At 70.2% G+C, this 26,055-nt stretch carries 18 protein-coding genes; 6 read left to right on the forward strand and 12 right to left on the reverse strand.

All coding sequences use genetic code 11. The features are described from left to right. Positions 1-162: 162 nt before the first annotated feature. Positions 163-915 (reverse strand): GOLPH3/VPS74 family protein, encoded by a 753-nt coding sequence (locus ACQHII_RS20875; protein ID WP_026179532.1) that lies wholly within the window; start codon positions 913-915, stop codon positions 163-165. A gap of 280 nt (positions 916-1,195) precedes the next feature. Between ACQHII_RS20875 and ACQHII_RS20880 the strand changes: the two genes are divergently transcribed. Next, positions 1,196-4,276, forward strand: coding sequence for a D-alanyl-D-alanine carboxypeptidase (locus ACQHII_RS20880; RefSeq protein ID WP_427920723.1), 3,081 nt, complete (start codon positions 1,196-1,198; stop codon positions 4,274-4,276). A 187-nt stretch (positions 4,277-4,463) separates the two neighbouring features. Further along, on the forward strand, positions 4,464-6,341 hold the full coding sequence (locus tag ACQHII_RS20885; RefSeq protein ID WP_427920724.1) for an MFS transporter: 1,878 nt from the start codon (positions 4,464-4,466) through the stop codon (positions 6,339-6,341). On the opposite strand, the gene ACQHII_RS20890 is transcribed toward ACQHII_RS20885, so the two are convergent. Continuing rightward, on the reverse strand, positions 6,342-7,181 hold the full coding sequence (locus ACQHII_RS20890) for a hypothetical protein (protein ID WP_427920725.1): 840 nt from the start codon (positions 7,179-7,181) through the stop codon (positions 6,342-6,344). It abuts the gene before it with no gap. An 81-nt stretch (positions 7,182-7,262) separates the two neighbouring features. On the opposite strand from ACQHII_RS20890, the gene ACQHII_RS20895 reads away from it, so the two are divergent. Both ACQHII_RS20895 and ACQHII_RS20900 read left to right on the forward strand, forming a co-directional pair. After that, a complete protein-coding gene (locus tag ACQHII_RS20895) occupies positions 7,263-8,051 on the forward strand; it encodes an SDR family oxidoreductase (protein ID WP_427920726.1) in 789 nt (262 codons plus the stop codon). Between the two features lie 135 nt (positions 8,052-8,186). After that, on the forward strand, positions 8,187-9,767 hold the full coding sequence (locus ACQHII_RS20900) for a sodium:solute symporter family protein (protein WP_427920727.1): 1,581 nt from the start codon (positions 8,187-8,189) through the stop codon (positions 9,765-9,767). A gap of 83 nt (positions 9,768-9,850) precedes the next feature. On the opposite strand, the gene ACQHII_RS20905 is transcribed toward ACQHII_RS20900, so the two are convergent. The 3 genes from ACQHII_RS20905 to ACQHII_RS20915 form a co-directional block, all read right to left on the reverse strand. After that, positions 9,851-10,975 (reverse strand): ADP-ribosylglycohydrolase family protein, encoded by a 1,125-nt coding sequence (locus ACQHII_RS20905; RefSeq protein WP_427920728.1) that lies wholly within the window; start codon positions 10,973-10,975, stop codon positions 9,851-9,853. A 919-nt stretch (positions 10,976-11,894) separates the two neighbouring features. Beyond that, positions 11,895-12,446 (reverse strand): hypothetical protein, encoded by a 552-nt coding sequence (locus ACQHII_RS20910; protein ID WP_427920729.1) that lies wholly within the window; start codon positions 12,444-12,446, stop codon positions 11,895-11,897. Between the two features lie 93 nt (positions 12,447-12,539). Beyond that, on the reverse strand, positions 12,540-15,125 hold the full coding sequence (locus tag ACQHII_RS20915) for a bifunctional FO biosynthesis protein CofGH (protein WP_427920730.1): 2,586 nt from the start codon (positions 15,123-15,125) through the stop codon (positions 12,540-12,542). Positions 15,126-15,364: 239 nt separating this feature from the next. On the opposite strand from ACQHII_RS20915, the gene ACQHII_RS20920 reads away from it, so the two are divergent. Continuing rightward, positions 15,365-16,906, forward strand: a complete 1,542-nt coding sequence (locus tag ACQHII_RS20920) for a CehA/McbA family metallohydrolase (RefSeq protein ID WP_427920731.1) — start codon at positions 15,365-15,367, stop codon at positions 16,904-16,906. Between the two features lies 1 nt (position 16,907). Here the strand turns inward: ACQHII_RS20920 and ACQHII_RS20925 are convergent, their stop codons facing one another. Continuing rightward, positions 16,908-17,729: an endonuclease/exonuclease/phosphatase family protein gene (locus tag ACQHII_RS20925; protein ID WP_427920732.1), complete on the reverse strand. Its 822-nt coding sequence runs from the start codon at positions 17,727-17,729 to the stop codon at positions 16,908-16,910. Positions 17,730-17,780: 51 nt separating this feature from the next. On the opposite strand from ACQHII_RS20925, the gene ACQHII_RS20930 reads away from it, so the two are divergent. After that, positions 17,781-18,176 carry a nitroreductase/quinone reductase family protein gene (locus ACQHII_RS20930; protein WP_427920733.1) on the forward strand — a complete coding sequence of 132 codons (396 nt, stop codon included), beginning with the start codon at positions 17,781-17,783 and terminating at the stop codon, positions 18,174-18,176. An 11-nt stretch (positions 18,177-18,187) separates the two neighbouring features. On the opposite strand, the gene ACQHII_RS20935 is transcribed toward ACQHII_RS20930, so the two are convergent. From ACQHII_RS20935 to ACQHII_RS20960, 6 genes are all read right to left on the reverse strand, one after another. Continuing rightward, on the reverse strand, positions 18,188-19,651 hold the full coding sequence (locus ACQHII_RS20935; RefSeq protein ID WP_427920734.1) for an aldehyde dehydrogenase family protein: 1,464 nt from the start codon (positions 19,649-19,651) through the stop codon (positions 18,188-18,190). Positions 19,652-19,656: 5 nt separating this feature from the next. Next, positions 19,657-21,378: an N-acyl-D-amino-acid deacylase family protein gene (locus ACQHII_RS20940; protein ID WP_427920735.1), complete on the reverse strand. Its 1,722-nt coding sequence runs from the start codon at positions 21,376-21,378 to the stop codon at positions 19,657-19,659. Between the two features lie 121 nt (positions 21,379-21,499). Continuing rightward, positions 21,500-22,618: an LLM class flavin-dependent oxidoreductase gene (locus tag ACQHII_RS20945; RefSeq protein WP_427920736.1), complete on the reverse strand. Its 1,119-nt coding sequence runs from the start codon at positions 22,616-22,618 to the stop codon at positions 21,500-21,502. A gap of 97 nt (positions 22,619-22,715) precedes the next feature. Beyond that, on the reverse strand, positions 22,716-23,486 hold the full coding sequence (locus tag ACQHII_RS20950) for an SDR family NAD(P)-dependent oxidoreductase (protein ID WP_427925376.1): 771 nt from the start codon (positions 23,484-23,486) through the stop codon (positions 22,716-22,718). A 265-nt stretch (positions 23,487-23,751) separates the two neighbouring features. Further along, complete coding sequence (locus tag ACQHII_RS20955; RefSeq protein ID WP_427920737.1) at positions 23,752-24,675, reverse strand: LLM class F420-dependent oxidoreductase; 924 nt, start codon at positions 24,673-24,675, stop codon at positions 23,752-23,754. Continuing rightward, positions 24,672-25,916 (reverse strand): amidohydrolase family protein, encoded by a 1,245-nt coding sequence (locus ACQHII_RS20960; RefSeq protein WP_427920738.1) that lies wholly within the window; start codon positions 25,914-25,916, stop codon positions 24,672-24,674. The genes ACQHII_RS20955 and ACQHII_RS20960 overlap by 4 nt, the downstream gene beginning before the upstream one ends. Positions 25,917-26,055 lie beyond the last annotated feature (139 nt).

Consider the following 26,055-nt stretch of genomic DNA (forward strand, 5'->3'; position numbering starts at 1 on the left):
TGGAGTGACGTTACGTCTACTCCACCCCGCTCGGACCAGCGGCTCCCGAACCGGGTCTTGGGGACTGGCGGTGCGGCGGTAGTGCGTGTGGTGCGGGTACTGCGGTGGTACCGGTCGTGCGGTGCTGCTCCGCGGTGCCTGCGTGTGCCGTGGAACTGCGGCTCAGTGAGCCACGGCGCGCGCCATGGTGCCGCGGTGCGGCTGCATCGGAACACCACGAGCCGGTTCCGGTGGCCTTGATCCGGGCGCGGCCTGACGGCCGGCCGGGGCCGGGCTGCGGCGCGGCTGTGCGGCCACACCGTTCTGGACGTCCATCACGGCGTGCGCCACGAGTCCGCCCATGGGGTCGTGCCTGATCAGGTCCCGCAGCCGGGAGCGGGACGAACGTCCCTCGTTCCCCGGATACAGGTGCTTGCCCAGACCCACCGCGTGCGCCAGTGCGGCGAGCGCGGCAGTCCGCGGGTCCGGCGGTACGCCGGTGCGGATCGCGGAATCGAGTCGCGCCCTGATCTCACGGCTGATCTCGTTGTCCGTCGCCTGATAGCGAGTCGTGGGCAACACCCCGCACATCTGTCCCGCCACGGCATGCACCATGCCGCACCGCTCCAGATGCGAGAGGTAGGTCTGGCGAAGTCCCAGTCGGGGCCCGCCAATCCAGTTCACTGCACGCACGGGAGCGCCACGCCTTCGCAGCAACTCCAACGCGCAGTCCAAAGTTGGATCTCCAGTCGGCCGTGGGACTACCACGGCGATACGATCCCCGTCTGGGGCTATCCGTCCGGCCAGCGCCAGCTCCACTAGCTGTGCTCCGGCCAGACCGAGGTCGAGCGACTGCGGCTGCGCAGTGGTACCCGTGGCCGGGTCCAATGCCAGCAGCAGAAGCTCCTCCGGAAGTGTTCTGCGGCTCCTGCCCATCCATGCCTCCCCGCGTGGATGAATGACAGGGTGACCCCTCTCACATTGGTCTGTCGAGGGTGCGTGACCGCTTCGTAGTGGAACCGGTAGGTATGTCGTTCTCGTCTACCGCAGGGGTTAAGCCCGCACACAGGACACTGGTACATCGTTCGGACAACGGTGTTTGATGCGTTGTCCGGACTGCGGGCAGGAGATTTACCGGCTGTTTTCAGCTGTTTTTGTGGCTGTTCCGGCTATCTCGGTCGGTTGGTTCGGTTGACGCACGGTGGGCGTGCGGCTCATGGAGGAGGCATCGGTGGCGGGCGAGTCCCCCGACAGGTCGAAGCAGCGCGAGTCGTCGGCAGAACCGACGCCGGGGAGCGCGAGTCCGGTTCCCGAGGCGAGGTCCGAACGCGACCCGCGCCTGGCGGTGGCCCGCGAGGCCACGTCGACGTCGTCCCAGCGCGGGGGTGTGGACACCGCGACGAAGATCTTCTCGATCCGGGAGCTGCGGACGGGGGCGGAGGAGGACGTCGAGGCCAACGGGGCGGGTGCGGCCGGCGAGTCGGGCGGGGCCGGCGGGGCACGTGAGGCTGCCGGTTCCGGCGCCGGCGCCGGCGAAGCCGGTGGCTCCGACGGTCCGGAGTCGTCCGAGGGCAGCGACGTCATCGAGGGCGGCGCGGGTTCCGAGGACGTCGAGTCCGCCGGTGACGCCGGTGACGCCGAAGCCACCGAGGGTGAGGGTGCTGAGGGCGCGGAAGCTTCCGAGGACGCCGATGCGCAGAACCCTTCCGCCAAGGGCGGCCCGGCGGGCGATGCCCGGCTGCGGGCGGCTGTGGCGGCTTGGGTGGCGGGGTCGGACGAAGCCGAGGGCTCGGACGGTTCGGAGGGCTCGGACGGTTCGGAGGGTTCCGACCGTGCGGAGGGTTCCAACCGTGCGGAGGACTCAGACGGCTCGGAGGGTTCGGACGGCTCGGACGGCCGGGCATCCGCCGGGGCCGAGGGCGCCGACGACGCGAGCGAGGCTTCTACGGCCCAGGACGCGGCGAAGTCCGCCGAGAGCGCGGAGACCGTGCTCGTGGCGACTCGCCCCGCGAAGGGGCGCCCCGAGGGCGCAGAGAGCGCTGCGGAGGCCGAGGAGGGCTCCGTGAGCGCCGTAGCGACCGCGGAGGCCGACGCCGGGCAGGATGCCGGGTCCGAGGACGCCGGGACCGCGACCGACCGCGGCCGAGACGCGGCCGAGGACGGTCCGCAGGACGCGGTTCCTGGGACCGCGGAGGCCGACGAGGCCGAGGACGCGGCTCCCGAGGCCGACGGAGACACGGACGAGGAACCGCAGGACGCCGTCCCCAACACGTCTGACGACGAGCCGGAGGACACCTCACCGGACGCGTCCACGGCCGAGCCGAAGGACACGGCTCCCGAACCGGAAGACTCCGCACCCGACTCCTCCACGGCCGAACCGGAAGACGCCACACCCGGCGCACCCGAAGCCGAGCCGGAGGACGCGGCACCCCGCACAGCCGACGCCGCCCCGGAAGACGCGGCACCCGCCCCCTCCGCAGCCGAACCGGCAGACGCCACACCCGGCGCGCCCGAAGCCGAGCCGAGTGACGCGGCACCCCGCGCGCCCGAAGCCGAGCCGGAGGACACTGCACCCCGCACTCCCGAAGCCGCCCCGGAAGACGCTTCAGCCGGCCCGCAAGACACCCCCCGGGCCCCCAAAACCCCCACCACACCCGGACCGAAAGCCGCCGACGGCGCCCGCTCCCCACAGGCTCCACCCGCACCCGACAACGCGACCCGCACGGGTGGTGCGGGTGGGAAAACGAAGGCGGACGACGGCGTAGCCGAGGCGGTCGATCAGCCCACGGCCGTTTTCAAGGCCGTGCGGGCGCCCAAGCCCGCGGTGGACCAGCCGACGACCATGCTCAAGGCACCCTCGGTCCCGGAGGCCACACCCGAGGCCCCCGCCGAACGCACCAGCAAGTTCGTCGCGCTGAAGCCCCTCGACGAACCCCGGGCGCCTCGCGCGCCCCGCCCGGACGCCACCCGCCCCGTCGCCCAGGTCGGCCCCGAGCGCACGACCCAGCAGCCGCTTCCCCCGAAGCCCCCGCTGGACCTCCTCGCCGAGCTGACCAACACCCCGCCGCCGCCGCAGACCCCGGTCCGCACGGCGATCCGCAGGGTCAAGATCTGGACCCCGCTGGTCATCCTCCTGGCGATCGTGTTTGCAGTAGTGCAGGCCCTGAGGCCGCTGCCGACGCCGTCCCTCACGCTCACCGCCAAGGACTCGTACACCTTCGACGGCAGCAGGGCGAACCTCCCGTGGCCGAGCGAGGGCCAGGGCTGGATGGACGTCAACGGCATCGGCACGATGGGCAGCTTCGGCAAGCAGACGCCGGTCGCCATCGGCTCGGTCGCCAAGGCGATGACGGCGTACATCGTCCTCAAGGACCACCCGCTGAAGTCGGGCGCGGAGGGCGAGAAGATCACCGTGGACGCGACCGCCGAGAAGGAGGGTGGTTACGACAAGGACGGCGAGTCCACCCTCAACACCGTCAAGGCGGGCGACGTCCTCACCGAGAAGCAGGCGCTGTCGGCGATCATGATCCCGTCGGCGAACAACATCGCGCGCCTGCTGGCCCGTTGGGACGCGGGCTCCGAGGCGGCGTTCATCAAGAAGATGAACGACACCGCGAAGTCGCTCGGGATGACGAACACGACGTACACCGACGCGTCCGGGCTCAAGGAGACGACCGTCTCCACCGCCGAGGACCAGGTGAAGCTGGGCAATCAACTGGTCAAGATCCAGGCGCTGATGGACATCACCAAGCTGCCGAGCTGGATCGACCCGTCGGGTCACAAGTGGACCAACTACAACCGCCTGGTGCCGTACAACAACTCGCTGGGCATCAAGACCGGCACCACCACCGCGGCCGGCGGCAACCTGCTCTTCGCCGCCACCAAGGAGGTCGGCGGCGAGACGGCCGTCGTCGTCGGCGCGATCCTCGGCCAGCACACCGCGCCGATCATCGACACCGTCAACGCGGTCAGCAAGACGGCGATGCTCGCGGCCCAGGACGCGATGAAGTCGGCGAAGATCCTGAAGAAGGGCGACGTCGTCGGGTACGTGGACGACCAGCTCGGCGGTCACACCCCCGTCGTCGTCACCAAGGACGTCTCGGCGGTCGGGTGGGCCGGGCTCAAGGTGAAGCTGTCCTTCGCCTCCGACGCCGTACCGCACATCGCGAAGGCCGGCACCAAGGTGGGCACGCTCACCGTGGGCGACGGTTCGGGCGGCGCGGTCAAGGTGCCGGTCGCCCTGCAGAAGGATCTCGCGGAACCGGCCCTGACCGCGAAGCTGAAGCGTCTCGGCTGACCCACGAGGCGTTGTACGCCACCGCACCCCGCTGGCCGGTCACCCGCACGGGAGCCAGTCGGCGGGGTGCGTGCTAGCGTCGCGAATCGGGGCACGTCGCCGGTCGGGCGGACGCGGCGTCGAACAGGCCGGGAACGGGACGGGACCCGGCCGGGAACAGAAGACGGGACACGGGGAGTGCCTTCAGGTGGCCACAGCGGAGCCGACACGCGCCGACGATGCCGATCCGGGCCCGGTAGCCGGCCCGCGAATACACCTGCCCGCGCACCACACGGACCACCACACGGACAACGACGCGACACCTAGCGGAAGCACCCGGGACACCCGGGACACCCGCTGGGCAGACCTGGTCGACCGCCTCCGCGCCCCCTTCCTCCGCCACCCGGTGATCGGCTTCACGCTGCTCTCCGGGGTCCTGCACATCGTCTGGTTCTTCACGTTCGCGAACAGTGGCGGGGACCTCGCGGCGCAGGACGCCTGGGCGGAGTTCGTCGGCCGCCACCCGGACTCGGCGTACAACCTCGCCTGGTACGGCGGCATGCACCCGGTGTCGTACAGCGTCGTCTCGCCGTATCTGATGTCGGTCCTCGGTGTCCGTACGACGATGATGATCGCCGGGACGATCTCGGCGGGCCTGCTCACCCTGATCCTGATCCGCAGCCGCTCGGTGAAGAACCCGCTGTGGGCCTCGCTCGCGGGTGTCTTCGCGCTGCTGTGCAACGCGGCGTCGGGCCGGGTGACGTACGGCCTGGGCATGGTGTTCGGGCTCGGCGCGGTGGCCGTCGTCTTCTGCTGGCCCTACCGCTGGCGCTACAAACGCTGGGCGAAGGCCCTGTGCGCGGCCCCGCTGGCCGCGCTCGCGACGATGTCCTCACCGGTGGCCGGCCTGTTCGTGGGCCTGGTCGCCGTAGCCCTGTTCCTGCAGAAACGGCGGCCCGGCGCATGGGCGCTCGGGCTCGCGCCCGCGGCCGTGGTGGCCGTATCGGCGTGGCTGTTCCCGTTCTCCGGCACCCAGCCGATGCTGTTCGGCTCGATGATCCTGCCGCTGGCGTCCGGGATCCTCGTCTACTTCCTGGTGCCGCGCGAGTGGACGACCGTACGGATCACGGCGGCCGTGTACAGCATCGGCGTCATCCTGGTCTGGCTGGTCAGTTCGCAGATCGGCTCGAACATAAGCCGGCTGGCGATGCTGTTCGCCGGTGTGGCCCTGATCTCCGCGCTGCCGTTCGCGGTGCCGCGCTCGCGCAAGTGGTACGCGATCGTGCTGGCCTTCGTCGGCTTCACCGGCTGGATCGGTTTCAAGTCGGTCGACGACGTCGTCAACACCGCCCCCGCCGCGTCCTGGTCGCACGAACTCGCGCCTCTGGTCAACGAACTCCAGGAGGTCGGCGCCGAACGCGGCCGGGTCGAGGTCGTCCCGGCCGCCTCCCACATCGAGGCCTCCGCACTCGCGCCGTACGTCAACCTGGCCCGCGGCTGGAACCGCCAGGCCGACATGGAGCGCAACCCCCTCTTCTACGACGACACCCTCAACTCGGCGAACTACCACGAGTGGCTCCAGCGCTGGGCCGTCCACTACGTCGTCCTGCCGAAGGACAAGCTGGACGGCGACGGCGGCGAGCGCGAACGGGACCTGGTCCAGCGCGGGATGCCGTATCTGAAGCAGGTCTGGGGCGACACGAACTGGCAGCTGTTCCAGGTCACCGACCCGACACCGCTCGCCGAGCCGAACGCGGTCGTCGACCGGGCCGAGCAGGGCGAACTGACCATCGAGGTGAAGAAGAAGGGCCGGATCCTGATCCGGATCCCGTACTCGCCGTGGCTGAGCGTCGTCGACGCGAAGGGCAAGAGCCTCAAGCCGCCGCAGGAGACCGACGCGTCCAAGCACCGCGCCGAGGGCACCCCGAAGACGTACGACAACCCCAACGGCTGCCTGATGGAGACCGAGGAGGACTCCAAGGGCGACAAGTGGACCATGCTGCTCGCGCCGAAGGCGGGGACGTACCGGCTCGCGGCGCCGTACCAGCTGCCCCGAGGCACGCCCTGCCCCGACGAACTGAAGTAGTCAGCGCAGCCGGTCCACGTACTTGTCCGTGCCGGGGACGGTGGGGATGAACGGCGCCACCAACTCCACTGTCCCCAGGCCAGATTCGGCCACGGCCGTGTCCAGCCCCGTGAAGTACTGCTCCCAGCAGTCCCGCGGATCCGCCTCCAGGAACCACAACAACGTCAGCCGCGTATCGACCCCCTCGACCTGCTTGACGTAGGTCATGCGGTCGCCCGGCAGCGGGGTGGGGCGGAACACGGTCACCATCGCGGCCGGGGAGCCCGCGAGCCGCTTCGGGAGGTGCCGGGAGCGCAGCCACTCCAGCAACTCGGCCCGCTGCGCCGCCGATTCACTGTCGACGACCTCCAACACCAGCCCGGCATAAGGGTGGTCGAGGGCGTGGAAGTCCCTCGGTCCGGCCGCGCCGTCGCGGTAGACGGTCGCCTCGTGGTCCTGGAACGCCGTGAAGACGTGCGTACGGTCCTGGTAGACCCGCCCGTCCCGATTGAGCCGTTTGTTGATGCCGACGGTCCACTTCATGTGGTCGTCGTAGCGGCCCTCGGTGACCCAGTACGTGGAGAGGTAGCAGCCCGCGGTGACGGGCTGGGCGATCGCCGACTTCTCGGGGTACCGCAGGAGTTGGAGGTCCCGGGTGGCGACCCAGCGGCGGCCCGCGTACATCCAGGGCATGGCCATCGCGCCGGCGTAGTAGTGGTCGTCCTCGTACCAGCGGTTGTACGCGTACTCGTGCCCGGGCTGCGGTTCGACCATGGTGATCAGCGCGTGTCCCGGCCGGACTCCGTACGGTCCTACGGCGGCCAGTTCGGCGTACACGTCGCTCCGGGTGTCCTCGCTCACGTCGCTCCCCTTCCGTCCTCCGCCGGTCGCCCATACTCTGACGCCCCGTCAGATAAACCGCCAGACCCCGGGAGGGATCGGATGTCGCTGCTCGCGGGCAAGACCGTCGTCGTCTCGGGGGTAGGGGCCGGACTCGGCCACCAGGTCGCCGCGGCCGTCGTACGGGACGGAGGGAACGCCGTGCTCGGCGCGCGCACGGAGGCGCATCTCGCCAAGTCGGCCGCCGAGATCGATCCCGACGGGTCGCACACGGCGTACCGGTCGACCGACATCACGGACGAGGGACAGTGCGAGGCGCTGGCGGAGGTGGCGCGGGAGCGGTTCGGGCGGATCGACGCGGTGGTCCATGTGGCCGCGTGGGACAGCTACTTCGGCGGGCTCCAGGACGCGGACTTCGCCACCTGGCAGTCGGTGCTCGACGTGAACCTGCTGGGAACGCTGCGGATGACGCGGGCGTGCCTGCCCTCCCTGAAGGAGGCGGGCGGCGGTTCGGTCGTCTTCATCGGGACGCAGTCGGCGGTGGCCGCGCCCTCGCAGGTGCGGCAGGCGGCGTACGCGGCGTCGAAGGGGGCGCTGACGAGCGCGATGTACTCGCTGGCAAGGGAGTTGGGGCCGTACCGGATCCGGGTGAACACCGTGCTGCCGGGGTGGATGTGGGGGCCGCCGGTGGAGGCGTACGTGCGGTTCACCGCGCACACGGAGAAGGTGCCGGAGCCGGAGGTCCTGAAGCGGCTGTCCGACCGGATGGCGCTGCCCGAGCTGGCGACGGACGGGGATGTGGCCGACGCGGCGGTGTTCCTGGCGTCGGAACGGGCGCGGGCGATCACGGGCCAGTCGTTGCTGGTCAACGCAGGGGAGCTGATGCGATGAGTTCTTGTATGTGAACACAGAACATCAATCCGAACGATTTTACTTCCCCTTGACCGTGCGCTTACTTGTCGTGCTCACGCGCGACCGCCCACGATGAGCCCCGGGCTGAACCGGCTCAATCGTGGGAGGGCGCATATGAACGGGCTCGACTGGGCCGTGCTCATCGGCTATTTCGGCGTGATGGTGGCCATCGGTGTGTGGTCGCACAAGCGTGTCGACAACGTGAGCGACTTCTTCACCGCCGGCGGCAAGATGCCCTGGTGGCTGTCCGGCATCTCGCACCACATGTCGGGCTACAGCGCGGTCATGTTCACCGGTTACGCGGGCATCGCCTACACCTACGGCGTCACGTCCTTCATCACCTGGTCGTTCCCGATCGCGCTGGGCATCGCCATCGGCTCCAAGCTGTTCGCGCCGCGCATCAACCGGCTGCGCTCCCGCCTCCATGTGGCTTCCCCGCTCGAATACCTGAAGAACCGCTACAACCTGAAGACCCAACAGGCGCTCGCCTGGTCGGGGATGCTGCTGAAGATCGTGGACGTGGCGGCCAAGTGGGCGGCCATCGCCACCCTGTTGTCCGTCTTCACCGGTGTGTCCCTGAACCAGGGCATCCTCATCACCGGCGGGATCACCGCGATCTACTGCACCATCGGCGGGCTGTGGGCCGACGCGCTCACCGAACTCGGCCAGTTCGTCATCCAGTTGCTGGCCGGCGTCTCCATGTTCGTGGCCGTCGTACTGAAGCTGAACGACAAGGGCATCGGATTCTTCGGCGCCTGGGACGAACCGGCACTCCAGGGCCACGGCAAACCGCTGGTCGGCCCCTACGGCACGGTGTTCCTCCTCGCGTTCCTCTTCATCAAGCTCTTCGAGTACAACGGCGGCATGCTCAACCAGGCCCAGCGCTACATGGCCACCAAGAGCCCCTACGAGGCCGAGCGTTCGGCCCGCCTCTCGGCGGCACTGTGGCTCATCTGGCCGACGGTCCTCTTCTTCCCCATGTGGATGTCACCACTCCTGGTCCACGCGCAGAAGCCGGACGGCTCAGACTCCTACGGCCTGATGACCGAACAGCTGCTCCCCCACGGCCTGTTGGGCCTGGTCGTCGTCGGCTTCTTCTCCCACACGATGGCGATGTGCTCGTCCGACGCGAACGCCATCGCCGCCGTCTTCACCAGGGACGTGGCACCGGTCGTATCGGCCAAGGCCCGTGCCTGGAACGACCGTTCGGGCCTGATCGCGGCCCGCGTGACCACGGTCGTCTTCCTCGGCCTGTCGATGTCGGTGGCGACACAGATCAACTCGCCCACGTTCAAGGACATCATCACGGTCGTCATCAAGTGGGTCGCGGGCCTGATGGGCCCGATCGCGATCCCGATGATGCTCGGCCTGCTCCGCCCCTTCCGCAGGTCCGGCCCCACAGCGGCCCTGACGAGCTGGGCGGCGGGCCTGCTGGCCTTCTGGCTGGTCAACTACCCCATCAACTGGGAGGTCGACGGCGGTGTCCCGCTCCAGTACCAGGTGTCGGTCCCGCTCGCGGTCTCCCTGATCCTCTACATCCTCATCGGCTACGTGAAGCCCGAGGACACCCCGGAGCGGGACGCGCTGATCGAACGGATCAACGGCGGCGGGGACGACGACGGCGACGCGGTCGCGGTGGCCGTACCGGCACAGGCGGGTGCGGGAGACGACGTGGTGGGCACCAGCCAGCCATAACAACTCCCGACTACCGGCCACCGGCCACCGGCCACCGGCCACCGGCCACCGGCCACCGGCCACCGGCCACCGGCCACCGGCGATCACACCCCTCTCGGATACCGGGCGATCCAGCCCGGAGACGCCCCGGCGGGCCCGTGCAACGCGGGCCCCTGGGTCATCTCCACGGCGAAGTCGTCCGCGAGCACGAGCAGCGTGGGACGGCCCTCCAGCTCGGCCAGCCAGGCCGGCGGGAGGGCCGTCTCGCCGTACAACGCCCCGAGCAACCCACCCGTGAGCGCCCCCGCGACCCCCGAGGGCCCACCGTGATTCACGGCAAGACACAACGCGTGCCGTACGTCATCCCCGACGAGCGCGCAGTACACAGCCCCCGAGAGCACCCCCTCCGCACTCCCCTCCCCCACAAGTTCCTCGACCCGCCCCGAGCTCGGCATCCCCTGCCGCACGGCACCGAGGGCACGCTGCAGCCCGTCGGAGACGGCCTGATGCCCGGGCCGGGCGGCCAGCAGCGCGAGCGCCCGCTGCACAGCCGCGTCGAGACTCTCCCCGCGAGCGAGCCCATGCACGACAACGGCATACGCACCGGCGGCCAAATACCCGACCGGATGCCCATGGCTCTGAGCCGCACACTCCACCGCGAGCTGCATCACAAGCTGCGGCTCCCACCCCACGAGCAACCCGAAGGGCGCCGAACGGGCAGCCGCCTCGCCCCCCACCTCACCAGGATTCTTGGGCACGTCGAGCGTCCCCATCCGTTCGTCCCCAAACCCCATCAAACAGGCCCGAGTCGGGTCCCGCCGCGCGTAGAGCCACTCCTCGCGCGCGAGCCATCCGTCGTCCTTACGACGCTCATCGGGCCCCCAGTCGTGCTGAGTTGCGGCCCACCGCAGATACGCCCGGTGCAGATCGGTGGGCGGATGCCACGCCCCGGTGTCCCGCCTCACCTGCGCCCGAATGAGCCCGTCGACGGTGAACAGGCTGAGCTGCGTGAGATGAGTGACGGCCCCGCGCCGCCCGTACCCGAACGCGAGATCCACGAGGCCCTCCGCACCGTAGGCCTCCCGGATCTCGTCCATCGCCAACAGATCGACGGGCGACCCGAACGCGTCCCCCACGGCGGCCCCCAACAACGTCCCCCGCACCCGGCTCCGAAAGTCCTGCTGCTCCCCCCGCCCCCAGACAGCCCCGGATGCGGCTACGGCACTCACCAAGACCTCCTCAGGCGCCGTCCATACGTACGAGTCAGCTCAGCACTGTAATCGAACGGGGACGGTGAGTTGAGGGGGCTGATCGGTGAAGTGAACGTTGGGCCACTCGCTTCTTTGCCAGTGTCGGGCTTCCACGGACCGAGTAAAGGGCGCTGCGCGTCGCCTACGGCGATTCCGCTCCGCTCCACCCTTGACTCGCTCCGCTCCAGCCCGTCTGAGAAGCGAGCGAGCGGCCCGGAGGCATGGGGGGCCGAGGTCACTCGGCCCCCCACGTCGGCTGCGTCCGCAACCAGCGGAGAGGAGCGCGCCAGCATCTCGCCAGCACGCCACCTCGGCTTAGCGGCCAACGGCCGGTGGTGGGGGGGAGCGGGAGGGGCAGGGGGGGGTGGGGGTGGGTCTAGAAAAGTGTGTCACTTTTGGCGGAAAGTGACACACTTTTTCAGACCCACCCCCACCCCCACCTCCCTCGCTCTGTTTCTGGGGTCCATCCGCTCGGGGTTGGCCGCTGAGCCGGCGTGGCGTGCTGGCGAGACGCTGGCGCGCCCCGTAACACCGGCCGACTACGCAGCCCACGTAAGGGCTGGTATGCCTCGGCCCCCCATTCCTCCGGGCCACTCGCTCGCTTCTCAAACGGGCTTCCGCGGACCTAGTCAAGGGTGGCCCGCAGGGCCATCGGCGAAGCCGACGCGGAGCGCAGCGCAGCGCCCTTTACTCGGTCCGCGGAAGCCCGACACTGACAAGAAGCGAGTGGCCCAACGTTCACTGGAAACGAAGCCTGACGACCAACACCCCGACTCGCCTCCACCGCAGGAAACCAGCACGAGTGAACACCCGGCGTACGGGCTGGAGGCGGCCACGTGGGTGTTCCTGCTGAGCGGGGTCGCGCTGGTCGTCGTGCAGCTGACGGCGGACCGGTCGGCTACTTGACCACGATCACCTTGGTGCTGGTCGTCCCGAACGCCCACAGCGCCGCGCCGTCCGCCTTGCCCATGCGTACGCCGCCCGTTTCCTTGCCCGCGGCCGGCGGCGGGGACGAGCCGTCGACGGCGTCGGAGAAGGCGATGTTGAGGCCGGACTTGGTGGCGAAGTAGACGATGTTCTCGATCTGGACGCCGTCGGAGCCGGTCGTGGCGTCCTTGCGGACAGAGACCGTGTAGGTGCCGGGGTCGGGGCTCACCGTGCCGGGCCAGACCGCGAACGTACGGCCGGCCTTGTCGCTCGCGTCGACGAGCCAGACCCGTTTCTGGCCGACGGAGTAGACGATGCGCCGCCCGGTGCCGGAGGAGGCGGGTACCGCGGCGGCCGTGACGTGCGGCTTGGGGGACGTGGTCGCGTGCGCGGACGCCGAGGCGCTGGGGTGGGCGGCGGACGCCTTCGGGTGCGGCCCCTTGTCGGCCTGCACGGCCAGGACCGTGACCGCGGCGATCGCTCCCACCGTCAGACCGGTCACCCAGACCTTCGAGGCAGGCACGGGCACGCATCTCCTCAGCTACTCACAGCCCCCGCATCCCGATCGAACAGGGGTCGGATCATCGTACCGGCCCCCGTCCGACCACCCGGACCCTCAGTCCAGCACCGGCAGCAGTTCCGGCAGGTGCCCGTCCGAGGCGGACGCGGCCCGCTGCCGTTCCTTGGGCACCTCCCCGTACAGCGTGGTGCGCGGTCGCGCCGGCCGGCCCGCCAGTTCCGCCACGGCGACCAGGTCACGCACCGACTTGTACGAGCCGTACGACGAACCCGCCATCCGCGAGATCGTCTCCTCCATCAGTGTGCCGCCGAGGTCGTTCGCGCCGGAGCGCAGCATCTCCGCCGCGCCCTCCGAGCCCAGCTTCACCCAGCTGGTCTGGATGTTGGGGATCCAGGGGTGGAGGAGGAGACGAGCCATCGCCACCACCGCCCTGTTGTCCCGCATCGTCGGGCCGGGGCGCGCGATCCCCGCCAGGTACACGGGTGCGTTGGTGTGGATGAACGGCAGGGTCACGAACTCCGTGAAGCCGCCGGTGCGTTGCTGGATCCCGGCCAGGGTCCGCAGGTGGCCCAGCCAGTGCCTGGGCTGGTCCACATGGCCGTACATCATCGTCGAGCTCGACCGGATGCCCAACTCGTGTGCCGTCGTGACGACTTCGATCCAGGTCGCCGTCGGCAGCTTGCCCTTCGTCAGGACCCAGCGGACCTCGTCGTCGAGGATCTCCGCCGCCGTGCCGGGGATGGTGTCCAGGCCCGCCTCCTTCGCCGCGCTCAGCCACTCGCGGATCGAAAGGCCTGTCCTCGTCGCGCCGTTGACGACCTCCATCGGCGAGAACGCGTGGACGTGCATCCCGGGCACCCGCTCCTTCACCGCCTTCGCGATGTCGAAGTACGCCGTGCCGGGCAGGTCGGGGTGGATACCGCCCTGCATGCAGACCTCAACCGCCCCTACTTCCCAGGCCTGTTGGGCACGGTCGGCCACCTGGTCCAGCGACAGCGTGTACGCGTCCGCGTCGGTACGGCGCTGCGCGAAGGCGCAGAAACGGCAGCCGGTGTAGCAGACGTTCGTGAAGTTGATGTTCCGCGTGACGATGTACGTCACCTCGTCCCCGACCACCGACTTCCGCACGTCGTCCGCGATCCGCGTCAGCGCGTCCAGCGCCGGGCCGTCCGCGTGCAGCAGCGCGAGGGCCTCCGCGTCGGTGAGCTTCGTGGGGTCGTCGGCCGCCGTCGCCAGTGCCTGCCGTACGTCCGTGTCGATGCGCTCGGGCACCATGCCGGGTGCCGCCGCCTCGCGCAGGGCGGCCCAGTCGCCGTAGACCTCGTCGAAGTCGTCGCGGCGGTCGGACGTACGGCCCTCCGTGTCGATGGACGCGTGCAGATCCGTACGGCCGAAGGACACGAACGCCTCCTCCGGCTCCTGCCACGCGTGGCCCTCCACGACCGCGTCCTCACGGGCCAGTCCCGTCTCCGGGTCCGCCAGGGCCCGTACGTGCGGCAACAGGCGTGGGTCCAGCCAGGGTTCGCCGCGGCCCACGAACTCGGGGTACACACACAGCCGTTCGCGGAGTTCGAAGCCCGCCTCGGCCGACTGTTCGCGCAGCAACTCGATCTGGGGCCAGGGGCGTTCGGGGTTCACATGGTCGATGGTGAGGGGGGACACCCCGCCCCAGTCGTCGATGCCCGCGCCGATCAGGCGCTTGTACTCGGAGTCGACGAGGTTCGGGGGAGCCTGGAGGCAGGCGGACGGGCCCATGATGTGGCGGGCCACCGCGACCGTCGCCACCAGCTCGTCCAGTTCCGCGTCCGGCATGCCGCGCATCGCCGTGTCCGGCTTGGCGCGGAAGTTCTGGATGATGAGTTCCTGGATGCCGTGGTACGACCGCGAGATCTTCCGCAGCGCGAACAGGGACTCCGCGCGCTCCTCGTACGTCTCGCCGATGCCGATCAGGATGCCGGACGTGAAGGGGACGGAGGAGCGGCCCGCGTCCTCCAACACCCGTAGGCGTACGGCGGGTTCCTTGTCCGGGGAGCCGTAGTGCGGGGCGCCGGGCTCGGACCACAGGCGGGTCGCGGTGGTCTCCAGCATCATGCCCATGGAGGGCGCCACCGGCTTCAGCCGCTGGAAGTCGGTCCAGCTCATGACGCCGGGGTTGAGGTGGGGCAGCAGGCCCGTCTCCTCCAGGATGCGGATGGAGATGGCGCGGACGTAGGCGATCGTGTCGTCGTAGCCGTGCGCGTCGAGCCATTCGCGCGCCTCAGGCCAGCGGTCCTCGGGCTTGTCGCCGAGGGTGATGAGGGCTTCCTTGCAGCCGAGGGCCGCGCCCTTGCGGGCGATGTCGAGGACCTCGTCCGGGGACATGAACATGCCGTGGCCGGCGCGGCGGAGCTTGCCGGGGACGGTGACGAAGGTGCAGTAGTGGCACTTGTCGCGGCACAGGCGGGTGAGGGGGATGAAGACGCTCTTCGAGTACGTGATCACGCCGGGGCGGCCGGCGGTCTCGAGGCCCGCGTCGCGCACCCGGGCGGCGGACGCGGTGAGGTCGTCGAGGGCCTCGCCGCGGGCCTGGAGCAGCACGGCCGCTTCCGTGACGTCGAGGGCGACGCCGTCACGGGCGCGTTTGAGGGCGCGACGCATGGAGTTCTCGGTCGGGCCGGTTCCGGAGCTCGCGGGTGTCGTCATCCTTCGAGCATACGATCGGTCTGATCAGGCCAAAGAGGGGCGCCCGATTCGTTCGGGCCGGGCAGGTCGTTACACGGTGTCACTGGCAGTGGGAGCATCCGGGCCTCCCCGTTCCGGCTCCGGTTTCCCGACACCCGCCGATTCCCTTTCCTTGCCCGGGAGTTCACAGCCGACTATCAGAGTCGTACAGGTCACCTCTGCACCATCCCCGTCACTGACGACACCCCGGGAGCAGCAGCATGTGCGACGACGATCACGGAAACGGTCTCAACCGGCGCGCGCTGTTCGTGACGGGCGCCGCCGCCGCGCTTACGTTGGGAAGCGTGAGCTTCGCGAGCGGCGCCGAGGCCGCGGCAGACGGCGACCAGGAGAGCCGGACGGTACGGGGCACCCTCCCGACCGGTTCGCCCGACTTCGTGTACGTCCCGGTCGAGGTCCCGGCGGGGGTCCGCGAGCTGAAGGTGGCGTACACCTACGACAGACCGTCCGTTCCGGCCGGCACCCAGGGCAACGCCCTCGACATCGGTGTCTTCGACCAGCACGGCACCGGTCTCGGCGGCCGGGGCTTCCGGGGCTGGTCGGGCGGGGCGCGCACGGAGTTCTTCGTCCGCGCCGACGACGCGACGCCCGGCTACATCCCCGGCCCGGTGCACGCGGGCACCTGGCACATCGCGCTGGGCCCGTACACGGTGTCCCCGCAGGGGCTGTCGTACGAGCTCACGATCACGCTCACGTACGGCGAACCGGGCGCCGCCCCGCGGCCGGTGTACCCGCCGGAGCGGGCGAAGGGGCGGGGCCGGGACTGGTACCGGGGCGACTGCCATCTGCACTCCTGGTACTCGGACGGGCGCCGCACTCCCGCCGAGATCGCGGCGCTGGCTCGGGCGGCGGGCCTGGACTTCATCAACACGTCCGAGCACAACACGCACTCCTCGCACCCCCATTGGGCCTCGGAGGCGGGCCCCCACCCCGACGGCGAACTGCTGATCCTGCTCGGCGAGGAGGTCACGACCCGCAACGGTCACGTGGTCGCCCTCGGCACCGAGCCCGGCACGTTCGTCGACTGGCGCTACCGGGCCCGCGACAACCGCTTCGGCCGGTTCGCCCGCGAGATCCGCCGGGCCGGAGGGCTCGTGGTCCCGGCCCACCCGCACGCCACCTGCATCGGCTGCGCCTGGAAGTTCGGCTTCGGCGAGGCGGACGCGGTCGAGGTGTGGAACGGCCCCTACACGCCCGACGACGAGGTGGCCCTCGCCTCCTGGGACGCGACCCTCGTGGCCGCCGTCCGGGAGAACCGCGCGTGGCTCCCGGCGATGGGCAACAGCGACGCCCACCGCGACCCGGACGTGGTCGGGCTGCCCCAAACCGTCGTCCTGGCCGACGACTTGACGCGGGAGGCGATCCAGGACGGCATCCGCGCGGGGCGCTCCTACGTCGCCGAGTCGAAGAACGTCACGCTCTCCTTCACCGCGACGGGCCCGAAGGGCGAACACGCCGGTATCGGCGAGCGGTTGAAGGTGGCCGCCGACACCCCGGTCACGGTACGGCTGGAGGTCACCGGCGCCCCGCGCTGCACCGTCCGCCTCGTGACCGACCAGGGCGTGCTCCTCACCAGCGATCCGCTGCCGGTCACGGGCGCGGGCACCGTCGAGTGGCGGACGACTCCGGCCTACGCGGCTTACGTACGCGCCGAGTTGAGGCACGAGACGGCGGCGGGGCCACTGCCCGGGGCGCTGGCCGCGCTCACGAATCCGATCTTCCTGGGTGACACCGGACGGTGAATCAGCCCGTTCCGTCGGTCAGGTCGACGACGACGGCCGCGTGATCCGTCGGCCACACCCCGTCGACCGGCCCGTCCCCCGCCCGCCGTACGCCCCGCACATGCCCGAGCCCGCCCTTCCCCGTCGGCACCACGAAGACGTAGTCGATGCGGACGCCGGGCCCGAACGTGCCCGCCACGTAAGGGTTCGCGAGGTCCCAGGTGGCGGAGGGAGCGCCCGGCTCGGCGAAGTCCCAGGCGTCGACGAGGACTTGGCCGGGTACGGGCGGTGCCGTCCGGTAGCCGCCGAAGAGGCGGATCTCGTCGGAGTCCGGCCAGGCGTTGAAGTCGCCGGTGACGACGGGCGGGAAGGGGCCGTCGCCGGTGTGCGCGGCGACGAACTCGGCGAGCGCGGTGACCTGTCGGCACCGTACGGCCGAGGCATCGGTGGCGGAGGAGAGGTGGGCGGTGAAGAAGGGCACGCGGTGGTCCGGCGCGTCGAGCGCCGCGTACAGCGCGAGCCGGCCGCCGTCCCCGTCGCCCGGCGGCAGCGGCAGTACGGCCCGCTCGGCGACGGGCCAGCGGCTGAGGACCGCGTTGCCGATGCCGACGGTGGGGTCGCCGAGGCGGCGCTGCCAGAATCCGGGGTCGTGAGAGGCTCCCCAGGTCCAGTGCATACCGAGCTGATCGGCGAGCCACGCGGCGAGATTCACGCCCTCGGCGTCCCACACCTCCTGCAACCCGACGACATCGGGCCGCAGTTCACGCAACACGGCGAGAATCGCCTTCTGCCGGGCCTCCCAGGGCCCGTACCGCCACCACAGATTCCATGTCACCACGCGCACGGCACCATTGAAGGACACGTCCCGGCCGATCAACAGGAGATCCGAGAACCGATGCCCCCGACCACCCCCGAGTCCAAGTACCGCACCGTCAGCCGGATCCAGCGCGTGCTGAACCTGGTCAGCCGCCGTCTCCCCACCCAGACCGTCCTGGAGACCACCGGCCGCGTCTCCGGGCAGCCGCGCCGCACCCCGCTCGGCGGACGCCGTGTCGGCGACACCTTCTGGCTGGTCTCGGAGTTCGGCGAACTCTCCCACTACGTCCGGAACATCAAGGCGAACCCGGAGGTCCGGGTCCGCATCATGGGCCGCTGGCACACCGGCACGGCCCACCTCCTCCCCGACGACGACCCCCACGCCCGCCTGCGCACCCTGCCCCGCTTCAACAGCGCGGCGGTGAAGGCGATGGGGTCGAGCCTGCTGACGGTGCGGGTGGATCTGCGGGACTGAGGGACCGGCCCTCACCCCTGCCAGACGATCGCCTGCACCTCGCTGTACGCGTGCAGCGCGTACGAGCCGACGTCCCGGCCGACGCCGCTCTTCTTGAAGCCGCCGAACGGGGCCTCCATGTTGCGGCCGACCGTGTTGACGCCCACCCCGCCGGCCCGCAGCAGGCGTGCCACGCGGAAGGCGCGGGCGACGTCGCCGGACCAGACGTAGTCGATGAGGCCGTAGTCGCTGTCGTTGGCGAGGGCGATGCCCTCCTCCTCGTCGTCGAAGGGGACGACCACGACGACCGGGCCGAAGATCTCCTCGCGGACGACGCGCATCTCGGCGGTGCAGTCGGCGAGCACGGTCGGGGCCACCAGGAACCCCGGCCCGTCCGACGGCCGTTCACCGCCCGCGACGACCACCGCGCCTTCCTTGCGGCCGAGTTCGACGTACGACTCGACGCGCTCCCGGTGCGCCGCCGAGATCACCGGCCCGACCACCGTGTCCGGCGAGCGGGGATCCCCGACCTTCAACCGACCGGCGTAGGCGGCCAGTTGCTCGACAACCCCGTCGTACACGCCCCGTTGGGCCAGCACCCGCGTCGGCGCCGTGCAGATCTGCCCGCTGTAGAAGGAGAAGGTCGTACCGATCCCGGAGACGGCGGAGGCGAGGTCGGCGTCGTCGAAGACAACGGCCGCGCCCTTCCCGCCCAGCTCCATCAACTGCCGCTTCATGCCGCGCCCGCACACCTCGGCGATGCGCTGCCCGACCGCCGTGGAGCCGGTGAAGCTGACCATGTCGACGTCCGGCGACTCCACGGCCGCCTCCCCGACCTCCACCGCGCGCCCGTTGACCACGTTCACGACCCCGCGCGGCACCCCGGCCGCCTCCAGGGCCTCCGCCATCCGGTAGACGGAGAGCGGGTCCTGCGGGGCGGGTTTCACGACGACGGTGTTGCCCATGGCGAGGGCGGGCGCGATCTTCCCGGCGGGGTTGGCCCAGGGGTTGTTGTACGAGGTGATGCAGGTGACGACACCGACCGGCTGCCGTACGGCAAGCGCCCCCATGACGGCCGCCCTCCCGAACGGCCCGGCCTCGTTGACCTGCGGCGCGATCGCCCACTCGGCCGGCTCCACGGTCGCGTACCGCCGGAACCGCGCGGTGGCCACGCCCACCTGCATGCCCCGCGCGGTCCCGGTCGTCGCGCCGGTCTCCGCCTGGGCGAGTTCGGCGTACGGCACCAGCCGGCCACGGACGAGGTCCGCCGCCCGCCCGAGGATCGCCGCGCGTTCCTCGGGCGGCGTACGCGACCACGGCCCGAACGCCTCCCGGGCCGCCGCCGCGGCGGCGAACACCTGCTCCCGCGAGGCCTCCGGCGCCCACCCCACGGTCTCCTCGGTCGCGGGATCCACGACGGCGTAGTGCCCACCGTCCGGCTCGACCCACTCCCCGCCGACGAACAACCGCTGCCCATCGGCCACTTGGGAACTCACCGAACTCACCGGGTGCTCACCGTCCTGGTGTCCCGCCCCGACCGCAGCACCCGCCCCGGCACGGACCCGCTCACCACGTCACCCCGGATGGCCTCGACTCCGTTGACCCACACGGCCGTCACCCCGATCGCCTTGGAGTCCAGGCGCGGACTGTCACCCGGCAGGTCGTGCAGCAGGGTGGCCTTGCCGGCGTCGATCCGCTCCGGGTCGAAGAGCACCAGGTCCGCATGCCAGCCCTCCCGCACCTGCCCGCGCTCCCGCAGCCCGAACAGCCGCGCCGGATCGTCGGTCAGCATCTTCACGGCCTGTTCAAGGCCGACCAGCTTCCGCCCGCGCAGACAGTCCCCGATGAACCGCGTCGTGTACGGCGCGCCGCACATCCGGTCGAGATGCGCCCCCGCGTCGGACCCGCCGAGCAGCACGTCCTCGTGCTGCCAGGTCTCGGCACGCAGCGCCCAGGAGGCCGGGTCGTTGTCGGAGGGCATGGGCCACAACACGGTCCGCAGCTCATCGGCCGCACAGATCTCGACGAGACACTCGAAGGGCTCCTGCCCCCGTTCCTCGGCGATGTCCTTGACCACCCGCCCGGTCAGCCCCTCATTGGCGACGCTGTACGTGTCGCCGATGACGTACCGCCCGAAGTTCGCGAGCCGCCGGAAGACCCCGGCCTCCTTGCTGTTGGCCCGCTCCAGCATCTCGGCCCGTACGTCCGGCTCGCGCAGCCTGGCGATCCGCTCGGGCACGGGGAGGCTCAGGATCGGCCCCCACCCGGGGATCAGGTTCAGCGCGCAGAAGGTGCCGAGGGACATGTTCATCGGCGTGAGGATCGGCATGGTCAGCGCGACGACCCGCCCGCCGGCCTTCCGCGCCCGCTCACTCGCGAACAGCTGCCGCGGCACCCGCTCGGGCACGGCGGCGTCCACGGTGAGCACGTTCCAGTTCAGGGGCCGCCCGGCCACCGCGCTCATCTCGACGAACAGATCGATCTCCGCGTCACTGAACTGATCCAGACACCCGGCGACGATCGCCTCGATCTGCGTCCCCTCGTGCTCCCCCACGGCCCGTGACAGGGCCAGCAGTTCCTCCGGCCGGGCGTGCCGCGAGGCGACCGGCTGCCCGTCGCCGTCCGAGTGAGTGGAGGACTGGGTGGTGGAGAACCCCCAGGCCCCCGCGTCCATGGCCTCGTGCAACAGCCCCACGATCGCGGCGAGTTGCTCCTCGCTCGGCTGCCCACCGACGGCATCCGCCCCCATCACGTACCGCCGCAACGCGCAATGCCCCACCATGAAGCCGGCGTTGACCGCGATCCGCCCTTCCAGCGCGTCCAGATACTCCCCGAACCCGCGCCAACTCCAGGGCGCCCCCTCCTCCAACGCGACCAGCGACATCCCCTCGACCTTGGACATCATCCGCCGCGTGTAGTCGGCGTCCTCCGGCTTCAGCGGCGCGAGCGTGAACCCACAGTTCCCGGCGGCGACGGTCGTCACCCCGTGATTGAGGGAGGGCGTGGCGTAGGGGTCCCAGAACAACTGGGCGTCGTAGTGGGTGTGGGGATCGACGAACCCTGGGGCGAGGACGAGACCGTGCGCGTCCTCACTGGTACGGGACTCCTCGGTGATCGTCCCGATGGCGGCGATCCGCCCGTCCCGTATGCCGACATCGGCGACGAACCCGGGCGCCCCCGTCCCATCAACGACGGTGACACCTTTGATGACGTGATCAAGCACGAGGGCTACCTCCTCAACTCCGGCCAGGGGCACTCACCTAGGGGCGCGGGGCTGTATCGATTTGCGGCTACCGCCGCGTAGGCGCGACCAGCCACAACGCACCCGCACCCGCCGTGCAGCCTCAGGCCGTCTCCCGGAACCGCGTGGTCCGGTGAACAGGATCCGTGTCGATCTTCGGAATCACGTGCTCCCCGATCAACCGGATCGTCTGCAACGTCTCCTCCTTCGGCACCCCCACCGGCAGCCCGAAGCTCAGCTGATCCGCCCCGGCCTGCTCCCACCGCTTGCACTGCGTGAGCACCTCGTCCGGGTCCCCGCAGATCAACAGCTCCTCCTCCACGAGGAGTTCGACGAACTCCGGCGTGTACTCCGGCAGCGTCTCCGGCCACACGGGGAACCCCTCGGGCCGCGGGAACGTGTCGTGGTACCGGAACACCAGCGAGGGCAGATAGTGCAGCCCCCCACTCGTCGCGATCCGGATCGCCTCGTCGTGCGTGGGCGCACAGATCGCCGTCGTCGTCACCATCACGTTGTCGTTGACGAACGCCCCCACCGGCTCGGCGTTCACGATCGCCGTCTTGTACTGCTCCAGCACCCACTCCATGTCGGAGACCTTCTGGATGCTGAACCCGAGCACACCGAGCCCCTTGCGCGCGGCCATGGCGTACGACGGAGGGGATCCCGCCGCGTACCACATCGCCGGGTGCGCCTTGCCGTACGGCTTGGGCAGGACCTTCCGCGGCGGCAGCTGCCAGTGCTTGCCCTGGAAGCCGACGTACTCGTCCTGGAGCCACATCTTGGGGAACTCGGCGATGGTCTCTTCCCAGATCTCCTTGGTGTAGTTCATGTCGGTGACGCCCGGTATGAACCCGAGGATCTCGTGCGAGCCGGCGCCCCGCCCGCTGCCGAACTCGAAGCGGTTGCCGGAGAGATGGTCGAGCATGGCGACCTTCTCGGCGACCTTCACCGGGTGGTTGACCTGGGCGAGGGGGTTGAAGATCCCCGAGCCCAGGTGGATGCGTTCCGTCGCGTGGGCGAGGTAGCCGAGGTAGACGTCGTTGGCCGAGAGGTGCGAGTACTCCTCCAGGAAGTGGTGCTCGGACGCCCAGGCGTACTTGAAACCGGACTTGTCCGCCTGGATGACGTACTCGGTCTCCTCCATCAGCGCCTTGTGCTCGGCCAGCGGATCCGTCTCGGCCCGCTTGCCCACGTATCCCTGTACAAAGAGCCCGAATTCCAAGGAGGTTCACCGTCCCAAGTCCAGGTGGTTCGTGCGAGTCCTACGAGTGCTACGACTTTCTGACGTAGCGTCAGATTCGTCAATAGATGACGCCCCGTCAGATGACACTGACCCCCGCCAGCCAGCCCCCGTCGATCACGAACGGCTGCCCGGTGATGTACGACGAGTCGTCGCAGCTGAGGAAAAGTGCGAGCCGAGCCACCTCATCGGCCCGCCCGATCCGCCCCAACGGCACAAGCTTCCGATACAGCTCATCCAGCGCCTGGGTCATCGCCTCCGGATCCGCGTCCGGATCGAGCCGCGCCGGATTGGACATCGCGGTGTCGACGGCCCCGGGGCAGACGGCGTTGACCCGTATCCGCCGGCCCGCCAACTCCAGCGCGGCAACCCTGGTGAGCCCAAGAATCGCGTGCTTGGTAGCGGTGTACGTCCCCACCGCCGCCATGCCCGTGACCGCCGTGTACGAGGCCGTGTTGACGATCGTGCCCCCGTCCTCCATAGCCGCCGCGACGGTCTTGATCCCGAGAAAGCACCCGACCTGATTCACCCGCACGACCTGCATGAACTCCTCGATCGGCGTGTCCACAAGGGAGTTGAACCGCAGGATCCCCGCGTTGTTGACGAGCCCGTCGATCCGCCCGTACGTCTCCTTCGCCGCACCCACGGCGGCCCTCCAGTCCGCCTCCTCGCCGACATCGAGATGCACATAGGACGCACCCAACTCCTGCGCCAGTGCCTCCCCTTGCTCATCCAGAACATCCGCTACGACGACGCTCGCACCCTCCGCCACGAACAGCCGCGCCTCCTGCTCCCCCTGCCCGCGCGCCGCTCCGGTGACGATGACGACACGCCCGTCCAGCTTGCCCATGCGGGCCTCCTCGGGATCGGTGGATGCGGGCATCGTAGCGCCGAATCTGACGATGCGTCAGATCGCTGTGCACGCAGAAGGGGCCCGCGCCTGGTGGGCCCCTCGGGGCCGCCCCCGCACGGCTACAGCGAGACGGCGAGCCGCGGACGCCGGGGGCAGGACACCCGTGACAGCGAGCATGAGGGACCAACACCGGCGCGCCCGCGTCACGGCGAGCAACTACATCTGCTCGACGCCTCCCTGACGAAACGCCGGCATCCGAGGTCTAGAGCAGCGTCCCCACCTCCGCACCGAACTTCCTTATCTGGTCGGTGAGTTCGTCCCGGTCGCGGCAGCGGAACCGGACCTGGATCCGGTCCACGCCCATCGCCCGGTAGGCGCGCAGCGATTCGGCGAGGGCTTCCGGTGTTCCGGTGAGTGTGCGCCGCCCGACCTCCCACCCCGGGTCGCCGACGTACAGCGGCTCGGTGATGGCCCCGAACATGAACGGCCCCTGGAGGGCGGCCTCTTCGCGCAGTCGCCGGATCCGCTCGATCTGTGCGGGCAGCCGGTCGCGCGGGTCGCCCTGCGGCAGCCAGCCGTCGGCCTTGAGGGCGGCCCGGCGTACGGCGGCGGGGGAGGAGCCGCCGACCCAGATGGGCACGTGTTCCTGCTGGGGCCTGGGCCGCTGCCCCAGCCCCTCGAAGTCGTACAACTTGCCGTGGTGCTCCGGGAATTCGTCCGGTCCGAGCGCGGCGCGCAGGGCGTCGATCGACTCGTCGAGGACGGGCCCGCGCCGGTCGAAGTCGACGCCGAGCGCCTCGAATTCCTCCCGTACGTGTCCGGCGCCGACCCCGAGGAGCAGCCGGCCCCCGCTGAGATGGTCGAGGGTGGCGTACTGCTTGGCGGTGATCAGCGGGTGCCGCAGCCCGACTACCGCCACATGGCTGAGCAGTCGGACCCGCTCGGTCACGCCCGCCAGGAAGGAGAGGGTGGCGACGGGGTCGTACCAGATGGTGCTCATCGCGGCGGCGAGGCGGCGCGGGACGCCGACGTGGTCGCAGCCCGCGATGTAGTCGAAGCCGGAGCGGTCGGCGGCGCGGGCGATCTCGACGAGGTCGGCGGGGCCCGCGTCGGCCTCCCAGGGTTCGGCGTAGATGGTGCTCTGGGACTGGACGGGCAGCTGGATGCCGTAGGCGAGGCCGCTCATGCGGGCCCGCCCCACAGGCCGTCCGGCGTCAGGCCCAGGAGGTCGATCGCGTTGCCGCGGACGATCCGTTCGACCACGTCCGGCGACAGGTGCCCCATCTGCGCCTCGCCGACCTCGCGGGACTTGGGCCAAGTGGAGTCGGAGTGGGGGTAGTCGGTCTCGTAGAGGACGTTGCCGACGCCTATGGAGTCGAGGTTCTTCAGGCCGAAGGCGTCGTCGAAGAAGCAGCCGTAGACGTGCTCGGTGAAGAGTTCGGACGGCGGGCGGTGGACCTTGTCGGCGACGCCGCCCCAAGCGCGGTTCTCCTCCCAGACCACGTCGGCGCGCTCCAGGATGTAGGGGATCCAGCCGATCTGGCCCTCGGCGTACATGACCTTGAGGTCGGGGAAGCGTTCGAACTTGCCGCTCATCAGCCAATCCACCATGGAATAGCAGCAGTTGGCGAAGGTGATCGTGGAGCCGACGGCCGGCGGGGCGTCGGCGGAGGTCGACGGCATACGGCTGCTGGAGCCGATGTGCATGGCGATGACCGTCCGCGTCTCCGCGCAGGCCGCCAGGAAGGGGTCCCAGGCGTCGGTGTGGATGGAGGGCAGGCCGAGGTGCGGGGGTATCTCGGAGAAGGCGACGGCGCGGACGCCGCGGGCCGCGTTGCGGCGGACCTCGGCGGCGGCCAACTCCGCGTCCCACAACGGGATCAGGGGCAGCGGGATGAGGCGGCCCTGTGCCTGCGGGCCGCACCACTCCTCCACCATCCAGTCGTTGTAGGCGCGGACGCAGAGCAGCCCGAGCTCGCGGTCGGCGGCCTCGGTGAACGTCTGGCCGCAGAAGCGCGGGAAGGTGGGGAAACAGAGCGCGGACTGGACATGGTTGACGTCCATGTCGGCGAGCCGGGACGGGACGTCGTACGAACCGGGCCGCATCTGCTCGTAAGTGATGACTTCGAGCTTGATCTCGTCCCTGCTGTAGCCGACGGCGGTGTCGAGGCGGGTGAGCGGGCGGTGCAGATCCTCGTACACCCACCAGTCGCCGATCGGTCCGTCGTCGCCCGGCTCGCCCATGACGGGCTTGAACCGGCCGCCGAGGAACGTCATTTCCTTCAGCGGGGCGCGTACTACGCGTGGGCCGGTGTCCAGGTACTTCTTGGGCAGCCGGTGCTGCCAGACGTCGGCGGGCTCCACGGTGTGGTCGTCGACGGAGATGATCGGCGGGAGGGGCGTCCGGTCGGTGTTCTGGGTGTCCATGGCGCCACGGTAGCGCCGATCTGACGACCCGTCAGCTAGCTGGATCCGGGTTCGGGGTGCTCGGTTCTGTGCGGAACTGTGCGCGGGCCGTGTGAGGGGCTTGTGATATCCCGCGCGGCGACGTGTGAGCGCTGTCTCC

Source organism: Streptomyces sp. cg40, assembly GCF_050320165.1.
Lineage (GTDB): Bacteria > Actinomycetota > Actinomycetes > Streptomycetales > Streptomycetaceae > Streptomyces > Streptomyces hokutonensis.

Coding starts and splice junctions, on each gene's coding strand:
- ACQHII_RS20875 (WP_026179532.1), bottom strand. CDS start 915: ATGGGCAGGAGCCGCAGAACACTTCCGGAGGAGCTTCTGCTGCTGGCA.
- ACQHII_RS20880 (WP_427920723.1), top strand. CDS start 1,196: ATGGAGGAGGCATCGGTGGCGGGCGAGTCCCCCGACAGGTCGAAGCAG.
- ACQHII_RS20895 (WP_427920726.1), top strand. CDS start 7,263: ATGTCGCTGCTCGCGGGCAAGACCGTCGTCGTCTCGGGGGTAGGGGCC.
- ACQHII_RS20900 (WP_427920727.1), top strand. CDS start 8,187: ATGAACGGGCTCGACTGGGCCGTGCTCATCGGCTATTTCGGCGTGATG.
- ACQHII_RS20915 (WP_427920730.1), bottom strand. CDS start 15,125: ATGACGACACCCGCGAGCTCCGGAACCGGCCCGACCGAGAACTCCATG.
- ACQHII_RS20920 (WP_427920731.1), top strand. CDS start 15,365: ATGTGCGACGACGATCACGGAAACGGTCTCAACCGGCGCGCGCTGTTC.
- ACQHII_RS20930 (WP_427920733.1), top strand. CDS start 17,781: ATGCCCCCGACCACCCCCGAGTCCAAGTACCGCACCGTCAGCCGGATC.
- ACQHII_RS20950 (WP_427925376.1), bottom strand. CDS start 23,486: ATGGGCAAGCTGGACGGGCGTGTCGTCATCGTCACCGGAGCGGCGCGC.
- ACQHII_RS20955 (WP_427920737.1), bottom strand. CDS start 24,675: ATGAGCGGCCTCGCCTACGGCATCCAGCTGCCCGTCCAGTCCCAGAGC.
- ACQHII_RS20960 (WP_427920738.1), bottom strand. CDS start 25,916: ATGGACACCCAGAACACCGACCGGACGCCCCTCCCGCCGATCATCTCC.